Source organism: Streptacidiphilus carbonis (assembly GCF_000787775.1).
Taxonomy (GTDB): Bacteria; Actinomycetota; Actinomycetes; order Streptomycetales; family Streptomycetaceae; genus Streptacidiphilus; species Streptacidiphilus carbonis.
Map to the genome: position 1 here is coordinate 37,286 of NZ_BBPM01000036.1, position 15,382 is coordinate 52,667.

Annotated in this window: 15 protein-coding genes; 10 read left to right on the forward strand and 5 right to left on the reverse strand. The window is 72.7% G+C overall.

The features are described 5' to 3' along the window. The 5 genes from TR46_RS25060 (at position 1) to TR46_RS25080 (ending at position 6,187) form a co-directional block, all read left to right on the forward strand. Entirely contained in the window at positions 1–228 is a 228-nt protein-coding gene (locus TR46_RS25060) for a 4Fe-4S dicluster domain-containing protein (RefSeq protein WP_042405278.1), read from the forward strand. Positions 229–239: 11 nt separating this feature from the next. After that, on the forward strand, positions 240–1,673 hold the full coding sequence (locus TR46_RS25065) for an ABC transporter substrate-binding protein (RefSeq protein ID WP_042405208.1): 1,434 nt from the start codon (positions 240–242) through the stop codon (positions 1,671–1,673). Continuing rightward, positions 1,673–2,557, forward strand: a complete 885-nt coding sequence (locus TR46_RS25070; RefSeq protein ID WP_084718903.1) for an ABC transporter permease — start codon at positions 1,673–1,675, stop codon at positions 2,555–2,557. The genes TR46_RS25065 and TR46_RS25070 overlap by 1 nt, the downstream gene beginning before the upstream one ends. Further along, positions 2,545–3,321 carry an ABC transporter ATP-binding protein gene (locus TR46_RS25075; RefSeq protein WP_152626664.1) on the forward strand — a complete coding sequence of 259 codons (777 nt, stop codon included), beginning with the start codon at positions 2,545–2,547 and terminating at the stop codon, positions 3,319–3,321. Before TR46_RS25070 ends, TR46_RS25075 begins: the two co-directional genes overlap by 13 nt. An 82-nt stretch (positions 3,322–3,403) precedes the next feature. Then, on the forward strand, positions 3,404–6,187 hold the full coding sequence (locus TR46_RS25080) for a fumarate reductase/succinate dehydrogenase flavoprotein subunit (protein WP_042405283.1): 2,784 nt from the start codon (positions 3,404–3,406) through the stop codon (positions 6,185–6,187). A 136-nt stretch (positions 6,188–6,323) separates the two neighbouring features. Here the strand turns inward: TR46_RS25080 and TR46_RS25085 are convergent, their stop codons facing one another. From TR46_RS25085 to ybaK, 3 genes are read right to left on the reverse strand one after another with little or no spacing between them, the layout of a single operon-like run. Continuing rightward, positions 6,324–6,995, reverse strand: a complete 672-nt coding sequence (locus TR46_RS25085) for a response regulator (protein ID WP_042405210.1) — start codon at positions 6,993–6,995, stop codon at positions 6,324–6,326. Further along, positions 6,992–8,251: a sensor histidine kinase gene (locus TR46_RS25090; RefSeq protein ID WP_042405212.1), complete on the reverse strand. Its 1,260-nt coding sequence runs from the start codon at positions 8,249–8,251 to the stop codon at positions 6,992–6,994. The genes TR46_RS25085 and TR46_RS25090 overlap by 4 nt, the downstream gene beginning before the upstream one ends. Before the next feature lie 50 nt (positions 8,252–8,301). After that, a complete protein-coding gene (gene ybaK / locus TR46_RS25095; protein WP_042405214.1) occupies positions 8,302–8,808 on the reverse strand; it encodes a Cys-tRNA(Pro) deacylase in 507 nt (168 codons plus the stop codon). A gap of 106 nt (positions 8,809–8,914) precedes the next feature. Here ybaK and TR46_RS25100 point away from each other — a divergent pair, with 106 nt between their 5' ends. Continuing rightward, on the forward strand, positions 8,915–9,376 hold the full coding sequence (locus TR46_RS25100) for a PPOX class F420-dependent oxidoreductase (protein WP_042405216.1): 462 nt from the start codon (positions 8,915–8,917) through the stop codon (positions 9,374–9,376). An 89-nt stretch (positions 9,377–9,465) separates the two neighbouring features. Beyond that, on the forward strand, positions 9,466–10,590 hold the full coding sequence (locus TR46_RS25105) for a serine hydrolase domain-containing protein (RefSeq protein ID WP_084718904.1): 1,125 nt from the start codon (positions 9,466–9,468) through the stop codon (positions 10,588–10,590). A gap of 218 nt (positions 10,591–10,808) precedes the next feature. Here the strand turns inward: TR46_RS25105 and TR46_RS25110 are convergent, their stop codons facing one another. Then, a complete protein-coding gene (locus tag TR46_RS25110; RefSeq protein ID WP_042405220.1) occupies positions 10,809–11,165 on the reverse strand; it encodes a DUF805 domain-containing protein in 357 nt (118 codons plus the stop codon). Positions 11,166–11,717: 552 nt separating this feature from the next. Here TR46_RS25110 and TR46_RS25115 point away from each other — a divergent pair. The 3 genes from TR46_RS25115 to TR46_RS25125 all read left to right on the forward strand — a co-directional run bounded on the left by TR46_RS25115 (position 11,718) and on the right by TR46_RS25125 (position 14,215). Further along, positions 11,718–12,173, forward strand: a complete 456-nt coding sequence (locus TR46_RS25115; RefSeq protein ID WP_042405222.1) for a hypothetical protein — start codon at positions 11,718–11,720, stop codon at positions 12,171–12,173. Between the two features lie 90 nt (positions 12,174–12,263). Next, positions 12,264–13,550: a sensor histidine kinase gene (locus tag TR46_RS25120; RefSeq protein ID WP_042405225.1), complete on the forward strand. Its 1,287-nt coding sequence runs from the start codon at positions 12,264–12,266 to the stop codon at positions 13,548–13,550. Continuing rightward, positions 13,547–14,215: a response regulator transcription factor gene (locus TR46_RS25125; protein WP_042405227.1), complete on the forward strand. Its 669-nt coding sequence runs from the start codon at positions 13,547–13,549 to the stop codon at positions 14,213–14,215. The genes TR46_RS25120 and TR46_RS25125 overlap by 4 nt, the downstream gene beginning before the upstream one ends. 279 nt (positions 14,216–14,494) lie before the next feature. Here the strand turns inward: TR46_RS25125 and TR46_RS25130 are convergent, their stop codons facing one another. After that, positions 14,495–15,373: an oxidoreductase gene (locus tag TR46_RS25130; RefSeq protein ID WP_042405228.1), complete on the reverse strand. Its 879-nt coding sequence runs from the start codon at positions 15,371–15,373 to the stop codon at positions 14,495–14,497. Positions 15,374–15,382: the final 9 nt, after the last annotated feature.

Here is a 15,382-nt window from a genome sequence, read left to right on the forward strand (position 1 = left end):
ATGCCCCTTGTCCCGCAGCGCTCCGATGTGCCCGTGACCATCGACGAGTCCCTCTGCATCACCGGCTGCACGCTCTGCGTGGACGTCTGCCCGCTGGATTCCCTGGCCATCGACCCGGACACCGGAAAGGCCCACATGCACGTGGACGAGTGCTGGTACTGCGGCCCCTGCGCCCTGCGCTGCCCCACCGGCGCCGTCACCGTCAACATGCCCTACCTGCTGCGCTGAGGGGACCACCGATGAAGACCGGACACCTGGCCGCCACGGCCGCCGCCCTGCTCCTGATTCCGCTGTCCGCCTGCGGGGGGCAGGCGGCCGCAGGCTCCGCCCACACCGTCACCATTACCGTCGGCTACCAGTCGCGGACCATCAACACGGTCACCGCCGGGACCCTACTGCGCTCCCTCGGCTACTTCGAGCAGGACCTGGCCGCGCTGGGCAGACGGACCGGGGTCAGCTACAAGGTCGACTGGCAGGACTACTCCACCGGCGCGCCGATCACCGCGGGCATGGTCGCCGGAAAGATCGACATCGGTTCGATGGGCGACTACCCGCTGCTGCTCAACGCGGCCAGGGGCAAGCAGTTGAAGCAGCCGACCGAGCTGGTCTCGGTCACCGGCTACAACCTGCGCGGCGCCCTCAACATGGTGGTCGCCAAACCCGACTCCCCGCTCACCGGGCCGGCCTCGCTGGCCGGGCACAAGGTCTCCACCAGCATCGGCTCGGCCGCCGACGGCACCCTGGTGCAGGCGCTGCAGCGGATCGGCGTCGACCCGAACTCCGGTATCAGCAAGCTCAACCAGCAGCCTGCGGTGGGCGCCTCGGCCCTGCAGGCCGGCTCCGCCGACGCGCTGGCGCAGTTCGTTGCCTGGCCTGGGCTGCTGGTCTTCCAGAAGCAGGCCAAGCTGGTCTACGACGGCTCAGCGCTGGACATCCCCACCTTCCACGGCGTCACCGTGCGCAGCAACTTCGCCAAGTCCCACAGCGACCTGGTCGACACCTTCCTGAAGGCCCAGATCCAGGCCACCGACTATCTGCACGCCCACCCGCTGGCCGCAGCGGAGTCGGTGGCCAAGGCCACCGGGCTGCCGCCCGAGGTGGTCTACCTCTACAACGGTGCCGGCGGCCTGGTCAGCTTCGACACGACGCTGAAGCCGCAGCTGCTGGCCGCGCTGAAGCAGGACGTCCCGGTGCTGCGCAGCGAGGGCTCGGTCAAGGACGTCGACGTGGACGGCTTCGTCAACGACAGCTTCCTGAAGCAGGCGCTGGGCTCCGGCTACCAGGCCGCCGTCGCCCGGACCGCCAACCCGGCGCCGATCAGCGGCACCGACCCGGTCTGCGGCGGCTCCGCCGACGACCCGGCGACGGCCAGCGAGGCGTGGCCGGCCGGGGCCGGGGCCGGGGCCACCGTGCCCTTCACCACCCCGACCTGCCTGCTGAAGTACCTCAGGCAGCAGCAGGCCGTGGGCAGGTCCGTACGCGCCGCCTACGTCCCGGACGCGGCCACCGGCACCCGCTGGTTCGCCGAGGACGACGCCTGGGTGGAGAACCCCTCGGCCGCCGCGACCGCCCGATGGCTGCCGTTCACCACCCCCGCCGCCGCGCAGCAGTGGTCCGCCACCCACCCGGGCAGCCGCACCGTCGGCTACCAGCAGGCCCTGGCGGGTGCCTGATGACCGTGCAGACCCTGGACGCCGCAGGCGGTTCCCGGACCAACCGGCCCGAGAGCGGGCCCGCACCGGCGCCGGGCGCCGCCGGTCGCCGACTCGGATGGCGGCGACGACTGCTGCGCACCGGCTCGGTGCTGGCCGCGCTCGGACTGTGGCAGCTGCTGACCGGACTGCAGGTGCGGCTCTGGCTGGACTTCTCCCAGCTGCCGACCACCCTGCAGGTCGCCGACTCGCTGCGGCAGCAGGTCGGCACCGCGCTGTACTGGGAGGACCTGGGCGACAGCCTGCGCCGGATTCTGCTCGGCTTCCTGCTCGCCGCCGTGCTCGGCACCGCCACCGGGGTGCTGGTGGCGCGGTCCAGGACCGCCGAGGACCTGCTCGGACCGGTGCTGGAGCTGCTACGGCCGATCCCGGCGATCGCCCTGGTCCCAGTGGCGATCCTGTTGTTCCCCGGGACCGAGCAGGGCATCGTCTTCATCACCGCCACCGCCGCCTACTTCCCGGTCGTGGTCAGCACCCGGCACGCGGTGCGGGCGCTGTCGCCGGTCTGGGAGGAGGCGGTGCTCACCCTGGGCGGCGGCCGGCTGCGGGTGCTGGCCCAGGTGGTGCTGCCCGGTGCGCTGCCAGGCATCCTCGGCGGGCTTTCGGTCGGCATGGGCGTGGCCTGGATCTGCGTCATCTCGGCCGAGATGCTCTCCGGCCAGTACGGCATCGGCTACCGCACCTGGCAGGACTACACCGTCGTCGACTACCCGGGAGTCCTGGTCGGCATGGTCAGCATCGGGCTGCTCGGCCGGATCACCGCCGGGGCGGTCGAACTCGTCGGGCGCCGCCTCACCCGCTGGCTGCCGCCCCGCACCGAACGGAGCACCGCATGGACACCCTGACCGCCGCCTCCGCTCCGGTCACCGACCCGCGCCCCGGGCTTGCCCTCGGTCTGCGCCGGGCCGAGCTGGGCCGCCCCGGCGCACCCGTGCTGCGCGGCGTCGACCTCGACGTCCGCCCGGGCGAACTGCTGACCGTGGTCGGCCGGTCCGGCTGCGGCAAGTCGACCCTGCTGCGCACCCTGGCCGGGCTGCTCCCGACGCTGTCCGGAGAGGCCACCGCCGACGGCGCGGCGATCACCGGCCCCGACGCCGACCGGGCCCTGGTCTTCCAGGAGGACGGCCTGCTGCCCTGGCGCAGCGTCCGCGGCAATGTCGAACTCCCGCTCGCCATCCGGGGCCTGGGCCGGGCCGAGCGCCGAGACCAGGCCGCCGGCTGGCTGGCCCGGGTCGGACTGCCGGACCGCGCCCGCGACCTGCCGCAGCGGCTCTCCGGCGGCCAGCGCCAGCGGGTGCAGCTGGCCCGGGCGCTGGTCGGCTCCCCCAGGGCGGTGCTGATGGACGAGCCCTTCGGCGCCCTGGACGCCAGGACCAGGGGCGAGATGCAGCTGCTGCTGGTCGATGTGCTCGGCGAGACCAGGGCCACCGTCGTCTTCGTCACCCACGACGTGGACGAGGCGCTGCTGCTGGGCGACCGGGTGGCACTGCTGGGCGGCGGCCCGGTCCGCACCCTGGACGTCCCGAGCCCGCGGGACCCGGACGCCGCAGCGCTGCCGGAGACCCTGTCCCTGCGTGAGCAGATCCTCGCCTCACTGCGGCAGTCCTGACCGCATTCTCCTAACTTATCGTCAACATGCCTTGCTCCGAAGGGAATTCACCGTGCCCAGCACTCCCCCGGCCGGCATCGCCATGGCCGTCCCCGCACTGGCCGACGCGGCCGAGCTGAGCTGCGACGTGCTGGTGATCGGCGGCGGCACGGCGGGCACCATGGCCGCCCTCACCGCAGCCGAGCACGGCGCCCAGGTCCTGCTGCTGGAGAAGGCCCATGTCCGCCACTCCGGGGCGCTGGCCATGGGCATGGACGGGGTCAACAACGCGGTGGTGCCCGGCCGGGCCACCCCGGAGGACTACATCGCCGAGATCACCCGCGCCAACGACGGCGTGGTCAACCAGCGCACCGTGCGGCAGACCGCCGAACTGGGCTTCGCCATGGTGCAACGGCTGGAGCGCTACGGGGTGAAGTTCGAGAAGGACGAGCACGGCGAGTACGCGGTGCGCCAGGTGCACCGCTCCGGCAGCTATGTACTGCCGATGCCGGAGGGCAAGGACGTCAAGAAGGTGCTCTACCGAGTGCTGCGGCAGCGGCACATGCGCGAGCGGATCACCATCGAGAACCGGGTGATGCCGGTGCGGGTGCTCACCGACCCGGAGTCGGGCCGCGCCGTCGGCGCGGCCGGCTTCCACACCCGCACCGGGCAGTTCACCGTGGTCCGGGCCGGCGCGGTGATCCTGGCCACCGGGGCCGCCGGGCGGCTGGGCCTGCCCGCCAGCGGCTATCTCTACGGCACCTACGAGAATCCCACCAACGCCGGGGACGGCCACTCGATGGCCTACCACGCCGGGGCGGAGCTCAGCGGCATCGAGTGCTTCCAGGTCAACCCGCTGATCAAGGACTACAACGGTCCCGCCTGCGCCTACGTCGCCAACCCCTTCGGCGGATACCAGGTCAACCGGGAGGGCGAGCGCTTTGTCGACTCGGACTACTGGTCCGGCCAGATGATGGCGGAGTTCGCCGCCGAGGTGGACTCCGCCCGCGGTCCGGTCTACCTCAAACTGAGCCACCTCCCGGAGGAGTCGGTGGCCGCGCTCGAGGGCATCCTGCACTCCACCGAGCGCCCCACCCGCGGCACCTTCCACGCCGGTCGCGGGCACGACTACCGCACCCACGACGTGGAGATGCACATCTCCGAGATCGGCCTGTGCGGCGGCCACTCGGCCTCCGGGGTCTGGGTGGACGAACATGCCAGGACCACCGTGCCGGGCCTCTACGCGGCCGGCGACCTGGCCTGCGTCCCCCACAACTACATGATCGGCGCCTTCGTCTACGGCGACTTGGCCGGCGCCGACGCGGCCCGTACCGCCGCTGCACGGGCCGCGGACCCCGACCGCCCGGCCCGGTCGGCCGAGCTGTCGCAGGAGCAGCTGCGGGCCGCCCACGAGCTGGTCTACCGTCCACTGCTGAACCCGGAGGGGCCGCCGCAGCCCCAGGTCGAGTACAAGCTCCGGCGCTTCGTCAACGACTACGTGGCTCCGCCCAAGACCGGCGCCCGGCTGTCGCTGGCGCTGGAGCACTTCGAGCGGATGCGCGGCGAGATCGCCGCGATGGGCGCCACCACCCCGCACGAGCTGATGCGCTGCGCCGAGGTCGGCTTCATCCGGGACTGCGCGGAGATGGCGGCCCGCTCCTCATTGGCCCGCGAGGAGAGCCGCTGGGGCCTCTACCACCAGCGCCTGGACGTCCCCGAGCGCGACGACAAGGACTGGCTGCGCCACCTCAACCTGCGCAAGCGCAGCGGCGACGGCGCGATGGAGTTCCTGCTGCGGCCGGTCTCCCCGTACCTGGTCCCGGTGGAGGGCTTCGAGCCCGATCCCGGGCTGCCGGTGGAGCTGATCGGCGAGGTGCACGGCGAGCAGGTGGCGGTGGCCGGATCGATCGGCGCGGCGCCGCGCCCGTTCACCCCGGTGGCACAGCCGACCGCGGCAGCGGGGCCGGCCGCTGCCGCCGGCCCCAGGCTGCTGGAACTGCTGGGGCTGGCCGAGTCGCAGCCGGACCTCGACCGGCTGCGCCGCTATCTGGCCGACCCGGACCCCGCGGTCCGGCGGACCGCCGTGTCCGTGCTCACCGAGTCCGTCCCCGAGGGCACGGGCCCTGAGCTGGCCCGGGCCCTGGCCGACCCGGACGCCGAGGTGCGGGGCACCGCCGCGGCCGGACTCCGCGAGCTGGTGGAGGTGCTGGCCGCCGAACCCGGTTCCCCGTCCCCGTTGGAGGCCCCGCTGCTGGCGGCCCTGGCCTCGGCCGACCCGGTGGTCCGGGCAACCGCCCTGGACCTGCTGCGCGCGTTGCGGTTGGGCTCGGCCGCCGTTTTCGCCGCCGGGCTGGACGACCCGGAGGCATCGGTGCGGGTGCAGGCGGTACGGGCGCTGGTCTCCCTGGACGCCGTGGACGTCCTACGGGCCGCCGTCGGCGACCCGGTCCGCGAGGTGCGGATCGCACTGGCCCAGGGGCTCGGCCGGATCTCCCGACCCCGGCTCGCCGAGACCGCCGCAGAACTCGTCCGGCTGAGCGGGGACGACGACCCACTGGTCCGGGCTGCGGCGCTGGAGGCCGCGGGGAGCATGCCCGGCGGCAGCAGCCCGGCATTGTCGTCGGCGGCGCTGGCCGCCGTGGGCGACGCCGCCTGGCAGGTACGGAAGGGCGCGGCGGCGGCTATGGCGCGGGTGGAGGGCGACGCCGGCTCGGCGGCCCTGCTGGGGCTCCTGGCCGACGCCCACCCGGACGTCCGCAAGGCCGCAGTGATCGCGGCGGTACCCCGGGCCGGGCGTCAGCCTGCGCTGGCGGCGGCGTTGGCCGACGCAGCGGTTCAGGACCCCGACGCCGACGTGAGAGCGTTCGCCCGGCGGGTGCTGAGCTAGTTTTCGGACTGCGGCGGTTGCACGGCTGGTCGCGCAGGTCCCCGCGCCCCCAGCTGATTGCAAGCGGGCCAGTTGCACTCGCTCAGGGGCGCGGGGACCTGCGCGACCAGCCACCTACGGTCGGCGGCCGAAAGGGCTACCGCTCCCCCGGCCGGACCAGCCCCGACTCGTATGCCAGCACCACCAGTTGGGCCCGATCCCGCGCCCCCAGCTTCAGCAGGGCCCGGCTCACGTGGGTCTTCACGGTGAGCGGGCTGACAGCCAGCTCCTCGGCGATGTCGTCGTTGGAGCCGCCCCGGGCCACCAGCGCGACGATTTCCCGCTCCCGCTCGGTCAGTGCCGACAACGTGGCCGGGCTGGGGGTGGGCCTGCGGTCCGGCTGCTCCAGGAAGCGGGCGATCAGCCCCTGCGTCGCCACCGGCGACAGCAGCGCCTCGCCCCTCGCCACCACCCGGATCGCGTCCAGCAGGTCCTCCGGCTCGGTGCCCTTGCCCAGGAACCCGCTGGCGCCGGCCCGCAACGCCTGGAAGACGTACTCGTTGACCTCGAAGGTGGTCAGCACCAGCACCCGGACTCCGGCCAGGTCCTCGTCGGCGGTGATCGCCCGGGTCGCGGCCAGGCCGTCCATGTCGGGCATCCGGATGTCCATCAGGACCACGTCGGCGCGGGCCTCGCGGGCCAGTGCGACGGCCTGGCGGCCGGTCGCGGCCTCGGCCACCACCTCCAGGTCGGGTGCCGAGTCGACCAGCACCTTGAGTCCGGCCCGGACCAGGACCTGGTCGTCGGCGAGCAGTACCTTGATCGTCATGTCGCTCCATGGCTGCTGTTGCTGAACGGCGCGGCGGCACCGGCGCCTCCGGCCCTGCGGCCGACCGCGGAGCGGGGCAGCGGCAGGTCCACGCTGACCCGGAAGCCGCCGTCGGGGCCTCGGCCGGCGCGGAAACTGCCGCCCACCGACGCGGCCCGCTCGCGCATCCCGATCAGCCCGTGGCCGGTGCCGGGACCGGGATCGCCGGGCCCCGGGCCGTCGTCCTCGACCTCGATGTGCAACAGGTCCCTGCGGTAGGCGAGGTGCAGCCGGGCCACCGAGGTCCCGGCGTGCTTGCGGACATTGGTCAGCGACTCCTGGACCACCCGGTAGGCGGTGAGGTCCACGGTGGCCGGCAGGCTCCTGGGCTGGCCCTCGTCCCGTCTGCTGACCCGCAGGCCGGCCCGGTCGAAGCTGTCCAGCAGCTCCGGCAGCCGGTCCAGACCGGGCGTCGGCTCGTGCGGGGCGTCGTCGTCGGTCTCGTCGCCCTGGCGCAGCACCGTCACCGTGGCGCTCAGCTCGGCCAGCGCGGAGCGTCCGGCCTCCCTGACGTGGGCCAGCGCCTGCCGGGCCTGGTCCGGGCTGCTGGTGAGCAGGTGCGAGGCGACCCCGGCCTGGACGTTGATCAGGGCGATGTGGTGCCCGACGATGTCGTGCAGCTCACGGGCGATCCGCATCCGCTCCTCGGCGACCCGGCGGCGGGCCTCCTCCTCGCGGGTGTGCTCGGCCCTGCGGGCACGCTCCTCTATCGCGGCCACGAAGGCCCTTCGGTTGCGCACCGCCTCGCCGACCGCGATCGCCAGCGCGGTCCAGACGAAGGCTATGGCGTTGACCGGTTCGTCCCAGGCCTCGACCGAGAGCCGCATGCTGGTGCCGCCGAGGATCAGCACCGTGATCGCGCCGATGCCGAGCGCCAGCCTGCGCTCGACCACGGAGGAGACCGTGTAGACGGCCAGGGCCGAGCCCAGCAGGATCGGGCCGCGCACCGGGCCCACGATCATGAAGCCCAAGGTGCCCAGCGCGGAAGCGCCCAGCACCGCCACCGGGTAGCGGCGGCGCCAGGCCAGCGGGGCGAAGACCGGAATCCCGGCGATCATGAGCACCAGGGAGGGGTCCATGTCCGACCACTCCTCGGGGTGGTGGTCGGAGATCGGCCACAGGATGGTGATCAGGTACAGCACCACAGCCAGCGCCCCGTCGGCCCAGTACGGGTGCCTGCGCACGAAGTCGCGGCAGCGTAGGTAGGTGGAGTGCATGCACTCACGGTAGCCGGGCGGGCGGCGCGGGGAGTAACGGCCGACCCGGATCAGCCCTGCTTGCGCCGCGCGACCGGGGCGGCGACCGCCGAGGTGAGCGCCACCAGATCGGCGGCGGCCAGCTCCACCTCCAGGCCGCGGCGTCCGGCCGAGACGTAGACGGTGTCGTGGGCCAGCGCGCTGTCGTCCACCACGGTGCGCAGCCGGCGGCGCTGCCCCAGCGGCGAGATCCCGCCGAGGACGTAGCCGGTGGCCCGCTCCGCGGCGAGCGGTTCGGCCATCGCGGCGTGCTTGCCACCGACGGCGGCGGCCAGGGCCTTGAGGTCGAGCTTGGCGGCCACCGGGACCACGGCGACGGTGAGCACCCCGTCCACCTCGGCGAGCAGGGTCTTGAAGACCCGGTCCTGGCTCATCCCCATCGCCTCGGCGGCCTCCTCGCCGTAGGAGGCGGCGGCCGGGTCGTGCTCGTAGGCGTGGACGGTGAAGGGCACCCCCGCCGCATCCAGCGCCACCGTCGCCGGAGTGCCCTGCCCGCCGCGCTTCGCCTTCTTCGCCATCTCCGCCGCTCCCCTGACGATCTTTCCGGTCTCCTCGCCACGACCTTAGACTGCGGCGCTTCCGGTGCGGCGGTTCCGGACCGGCGGCGCTTCTAGACTGTGGGGCATGACCCGACGAATCGCCACCAACACCGCGGTCGACCGCGAGGCCCTGCTCGACTTCCTGCGTCCGCGCCACCGCGGGCTGCTGATCACCACCCGCGCGGACGGGGGCCCGCAAGCCTCTCCGGTGTCCTGCGGGGTGGACCAGGAGGGACGCATCGTCGTCTCGACGTATCCGCAGCGGGCCAAGGCGAAGAACGCCCGGCGCGACCCGAGGGCCTCGATCGTGGTGCTCTCCGAGGACTTCGATGGCCCCTGGGTCCAGGTCGACGGCAGCGCCGAGGTGATCGACGCGACCGAGGACGTCGAACCGCTGGTGGACTACTACCGCTGCATCGCGGGTGAGCACCCGGACTGGGACGAGTACCGTGCGGCCATGCTGAAGCAGGGCAAAGCCCTGGTCCGGATCACCCCGGAACGGTGGAGCCCCGTCGCGACCGGCGGGTTCCCCGCGGAGCTCGCGTAACGGGGGTTCGCGGGCGCGGCGTCCGCATGGCCGGCCGCGCGGTTCCCGGCGCCGGTCGGCGGCTGCTCCGCCCGCGTTAGCATGGGCCCGTGTTCGACTGGACGGAGTGCCCGCCACAGGAGTTGGGCGTGGCGCCGGACCGCCTCGCCGCGGCGCTGGAGCTGGTCCGCTCACGCGGCGGTACCGCGCAGCTGGTGGTGCTCAAGGACGGCCGGGTGCTGCTGGACCGCAGCTTCGGCTGCGCCCCCGACGCCCTGTTCTGGACCTTCTCCGCCACCAAGCCCTTCATCGCCCTGCTGGTCCATCTGCTGGCGCAGCGCGGCGAGCTGTCGCTGGACGACCCGGTGGCCCGCAGCTGGCCCGGCTTCGGCGCCCGGGGCAAGGACGGCGTCACCGTGCGGCAGGTGCTGCAGCACCGCTCGGGACTGTCCTCGGCCCGCGGCATGCTGGTCGACGCCCTGGTGATGGCGGACTGGGACCGGTCACTGCGGGCCCTGGAACGGGCCGGACTGCAGCGGGCCCCCGGCAGCGCCCCCGCCTACCAGCCCATCGCCTACGGCTTCATCCTGGGCGAGGTGGTCCGCCGGGTGGCCGGAGCGCCACCGGACCAGCTGCTGCGCCGGGAGTTCCTCGACCCGCTCGGGCTCGCCGATCTGCACCTGGGGCTGCCGGACGAGCTGTGGCACCGTCATGTGCCGCTGCGCGGCAGCGGTTCGGCCGGGAGGATCACCCAGGGGATCGTCAACCGCAGGGCGACCCGCCGCGCGGTGATCCCGGCCGCCGGGGTCTCCACCACCGCCCGCGACCTGGCCCGGTTCTACCAGGTGCTGCTGGACGGGGGCGTGCGCGACGGGGTGCGCGTCCTGGATCCGGCGACCGTGCTGGAGGCCCGGCGGCGCTCGACCGCCGAGGGCGAGATCGACCTCCGCATCAAGCGGCCGGTGCGCTGGGCGCAGGGATTCCAGCTCGGCGGCCTCGGCACGTATCCCGGCGGACGGCCGGTGATGGGGCGGCTGAGCACGCCGGAGACCTTCGGCCACAACGGCAGCAGCTGCTGCATCGGCTGGGCCGATCCGACCCGGCGCCTGGTCTTCGGCTACCTGACCGACGTCCTCCCCCGTGGCCGCGAGGGCTCGCACCACCTCAGCACCGTCGCCGACGCCGTACTGGCCGCCTGCGTCGATGTGCGCTCCGCCCCCGAGCAACGGCGATAGTATCGAGACCGTCGGAGGGGTGGCGCGCATCTGGGAAACCTTCGAACCGCCGGAGGGCGTGCGCGCAGAGCTGCTGGCCGGTGAGATCCTCATGCAGGGTCTTCACCGGAGACGACCGCCTGGCAGAATTACTCGACCTTTTAGGACCGACGAAAAGGGCGAAGCCCGTCCGCTGTCGCGGACGGGCTTCTCAGGCAGTGCGTGATGCAGCTTCCGGTTCAGCTCACCGCAGGGTTGAGCTTGGGGTTCGCTCCGTACTTGTTCTCCCCGGCCTGACCGTCAGAGGCCAGGAAGACCAGGATGACGATGCTGCCGATGAGCGGCACCAGCCCTATGAAGAACCACCACGCGGACCGGCCGGTGTCGTGCATACGCCGAAAAGCCACGGCCAGCGCCGGGAGCAGGACGGCGAGGGCGTAGAGGAAATACGGGATCTGGGAGTGGATGGCGAGATCGATCCCGAAGAGGACAGCAACAATGATCAGATTGATCAGCGTGAACATCCAGTATTCCTTGCGACGCGCCCGCCCGCCGAAGCCGACGTAATTCTTGAGAACATCCACGTACCAGTTCACAGCGTTCCTCTCGCAACTCCGACCAGTGCATGAACATGTCGATCATGCAAGTGGATGCAGAACGTAGGGCATGCATCGGTTCAAGGTCAAGTCGTTACCTGGGCCTGCTTTTCGGCGGTGCAAACCACCTTTTTCCACGCTCTTCTCGCCGGTATCGGATGACTGCGCAAGGTGTTTGCCAGAGCTCCCGGACCAGCCCAACTGCCCAACTGCGCACGTCTGTTCCGGCGCCGCGGGGACAGATCGGCCAGTTGCGGCCGGGCGGCACGGCTTTCCGACCGTAAAAGCACGGCGAATGTGTTCACCAAGTCGTCATCAAAATGACCACGGGCAAGCATCCAGTTCCGCATGCGCCGCCTACGCTTCGCACAGTTGCCCGCCGCCGACGCCCGGTCGCTCAACCGATCGGTTGAGCGGGGTCGACCGGCTGACGGGGTGCACGGATCAGCCGCTGCACCGGGGGATCGGTCGATGTGCGGGCGGGGGTGCCGAGGCCAGGCTGAAGGCATCCGATCGACACCGAAGTGCCCGACACCGAAACGAGGGATCGACATGAACGCCGCAGCCTCTCGCTCCATCCCCGACTCCGCCGAGCTGGCCCACCCGGAGACCCGCACCGCACTGCGCCGGCTGACCCTGCTGGTCCGCGGCTACCTGGCCGTCAGCGTGGTCACCCTGGCCGCCGTCGCACTGCTGCGCAACCACAGCGGTGTGGTCAACTCGGCGGTCTGGATCCGCGGCACCATCGTGGTGATCAGTGCCATGGTCACCACCGCACTCGCCGCCCGGACCGCGCGCGGCTCGCGCGGGGCGTACCGCAGGCTGCGGATCATCTCCGCGGTCACGGTTGTGGCGATCGTCGCCATCATCGCCGCCCCCGGCCCGTTCCCGCTGTGGATGAAGGCCGACCAGGCCGTGTGCGGACTCGTCCTGATCGGGGTGGCCGCGGTCGCCAACGGGGCTCGGATGCGCTCGCTGTTCTCCGACAGTGCCGCCGACCGCGTCTGATCGGCGGTTAGATTGTCCACGCAGTCCACACAGCGTCAGTCCACACAGCGTCAGTCCACACAGCGTCAGACCTCGGATCGGAGGGCCCGGATGAGCAGTCCCAGGACTGGCTCCCGGGCCTATCCGCGTGAGCCGCGCTGGTCCCCCCTGCTGACCGTGGGGCCGTATGTCGTGCTGGCCGTGCTGGCCGTGTTCCGGATCGTGGCGGCCCGGCCGCCGGCCGGGGCGCTGCGGATCGACCTGGCCCTGTGCGGGCTGGCCGCGGCCTGGATCCTGTGGATGTTCACCCTGCATCCGCAGTGGACCGATCGGCCCCGGACGATGACGGTGTTCTTCACCGGACTGGTCCTGGTCATGGGGGCTCTGGTGTCACGGAACGCCTCGTTCGGGGTCTTCGCCCTGATCGGCTACCCGTACGCGTTCGTGCTGCTGCCCTGGCCGGGACGGCTGGTCGGAGTGGGGGCGGTGGCGGTGCTGGCCGGGACCGCGCAGGCGGCCGGCGTCCCCAAAGGCAGCGCGCTGGGCGTGATCGCCTACCTGCTGATCGTCGCAGTGAACGTGCTGGCCATGTGCGGACTCGCCTGGAGCGACCAGAGCAGCAGCGAGCAGTCGGAGCAGCGCCGCCGCGCGCTGGAGGAACTGGCCGCGGCCAACCGCCGGTTGGAGGCTACTCTGGCCGACAACGAGGGCCTGCACGCCCAGCTGCTGGCCCGGGCCCGGGAGGACGGGGTCCGCGACGAGCGGCGGCGGATGGCCAGGGAGATCCACGACACCCTGGCCCAGGGGCTCACCGGCATCATCACCCAGCTGCAGGCCGCCGAGCACGCCGAGGCCGAGGGCGACCTGACGGCCCGCGGCCGGCACCTCTCCGCCGCGACCGGGCTGGCCCGGGAGAGCCTGACCGAGGCCCGGCGCTCGGTGGACGCCCTGCGGCCGGAGTCGCTGGAGACCGCTCGGCTCAGCGGCGCGCTGGCCGAGGTCGCCGGGCACTGGTCCGAGCTGAACGGGGTCACCGCCGTGGTCACCACCACCGGGGACCCGCTGACGCTGACGCCGGAGGCCGAACTGACCCTGCTGCGCACCGCACAGGAGGCGCTGGCGAACATCGCCAAGCACGCCAGGGCGTCCCGGGTCGGGGTAACGCTGTCCTACCTGGGGCGGCAGGTCGCCCTCGACGTACGCGACGACGGTGTCGGCTTCGACCCGGCCGGGCTGGACCTCGATCCGGCCGACACCGCACAGGGCGGCTTCGGCCTGGTCGCCATGCGGCAGCGGATCGAGGCCCTGCAGGGAAACCTGGAGATCGAATCGGAACCGGGGGCGGGCACCGGAGTCTCCGCCTGCGTCCCGGTCGTACCTGTGGAGGTCCGCGCATGAGCCCCGCCGAGAACCGCACCGCACCCCCGATCCGCCTGCTGATCGTGGACGACCACCCGGTGGTGCGGGACGGGCTGAGCGGGATGTTCGCCGCCGATCCCGGCTTCGAGGTGCTGGGCGAGGCCGGGGACGGCGCCGAGGCGGTGCGGCTGGCCCAGGAGCTGGTCCCTGACGTTGTGCTGATGGACCTTCGGATGCCCGGCACGGACGGCCTGACCGCCATCACCGAGCTGGCCCGGCGCGGCATCCCGGTCCGCGTCCTGGTGCTGACGACCTATGACACCGACAGCTATGTGCTGCCCGCCATCGAGGCCGGCGCCACCGGCTACCTGCTCAAGGACGCCCCCCGGGAGGAACTGCTGCGGGCGGTCCGGGCGGCCGCGGCCGGCCAGGCGGTGCTCTCCCCGGCGGTGGCCGCCCGGCTGATGAACCGGGTGCGCACCCCCGAGGCCGGGCCGCTGAGCCAGCGCGAGCTGGAGGTGCTGCAGCTGGTGGCGGCCGGAAGGACCAACCGGCAGGCGGCGGCCGGGCTGTTCATCACCGAGGCCACCGTGAAGACGCATCTGCTGAACATCTACGGCAAGCTCGGCGTCGGCGACCGCGCCGCCGCCGTGGCCGAGGCGTACAACCGCGGCCTGCTGACCCCCACCCGCCCGGGCCGGTAGCCGGCGGCTCCGGGACCGCAACCGCACAGGGCGTGCCGATAGGGCCGGTCCCCCACCCGGGGCCGGCCCTACCGGTCTGCGCTGGGGCTCCCCCACCCGGGAGCCGCACAGGGCTGACCGCAGCGACTGCGGTCCGTGGCGACTGCGAAGCAGTCAGGGAGCCGCTCCTCACTCCTGCGCCTGCCGCCGGGAACCACTCTGCACTGCGCCCGTTACGGGAACGCTGCCAGGACATGTCGTACGCCTACCGTTATGGGTCTTCTGCGTGGCGAGCAGGTTCTATTCCGGGAACACCACCCCGGTCAGCTTCTCGGAGAGGTCCCAGAGCCGGTGGGCGAGGTCCGGGTCGGCTGCGGCCGGGGTGGGCTGCTCCTCGCGCGGGCGTTCGCCGCCACGGCCGCCCGGGCCGATGTAGGCGCCGCCGGGCAGGTCCTGGGTGGCGGCGTAGAGGGTGGGCAGCGCGCCGTACGCGGGTTCGCGCTGGCCGACCAGCCGGGTGCCCAGCCCGACGAACAGCGACTGCACCCGGCCCATGGAGCGGGTCAGCCCGGTGGCGGCGACGCCGGGGTGGGCGCTGAACGCCCGTACCGCGCTGCCGGAGGCCTCCAGCCGGCGCTGGAGTTCCAGCGTGAACAGCAGGTTGGCCAGCTTGGACTGCCCGTAGGCGCGCATCGGCCGGTAGCCGCGGCGCTCCCAGTTGAGGTCGGCCAGGTCGATCCGGCCGATCCGGGCCAGCCCGGAGGAGACCGTGACGACCCGTCCGGTGATGTGCGGCAGCAGCAGGTTGGTGAGCGCGAAGTGGCCCAGGTGGTTGGTGCCGATGTGCAGCTCGAAGCCGTCAGCGGTACGGCCCTTCGGAACGGCCATGATCCCGGCGTTGTTGACCAGCAGGTCCAGCGGTCCGCTCCAGGCGCCGGCGAAGGCGCGTACCGAGGCCAGGTCGCCGAGGTCCAGGACACCCACCTCGGTCGCGCCGTCGATCCGGTCCGCGACCGCCCGGCCCTTGGCCGGGTCGCGCACCGCCAGCACGACCGAGGCCCCGGCCCCGGCCAGCGCCCGGGCGGTGTCCGCGCCGAGCCCGCCGGAGGCGCCCGTGACCACGGCGGTCCTGCCGTAGAGGTCGGGGAGTTGGGCCGGGCTCCAGGTCTCGGTGGCCATGGGCGGGAC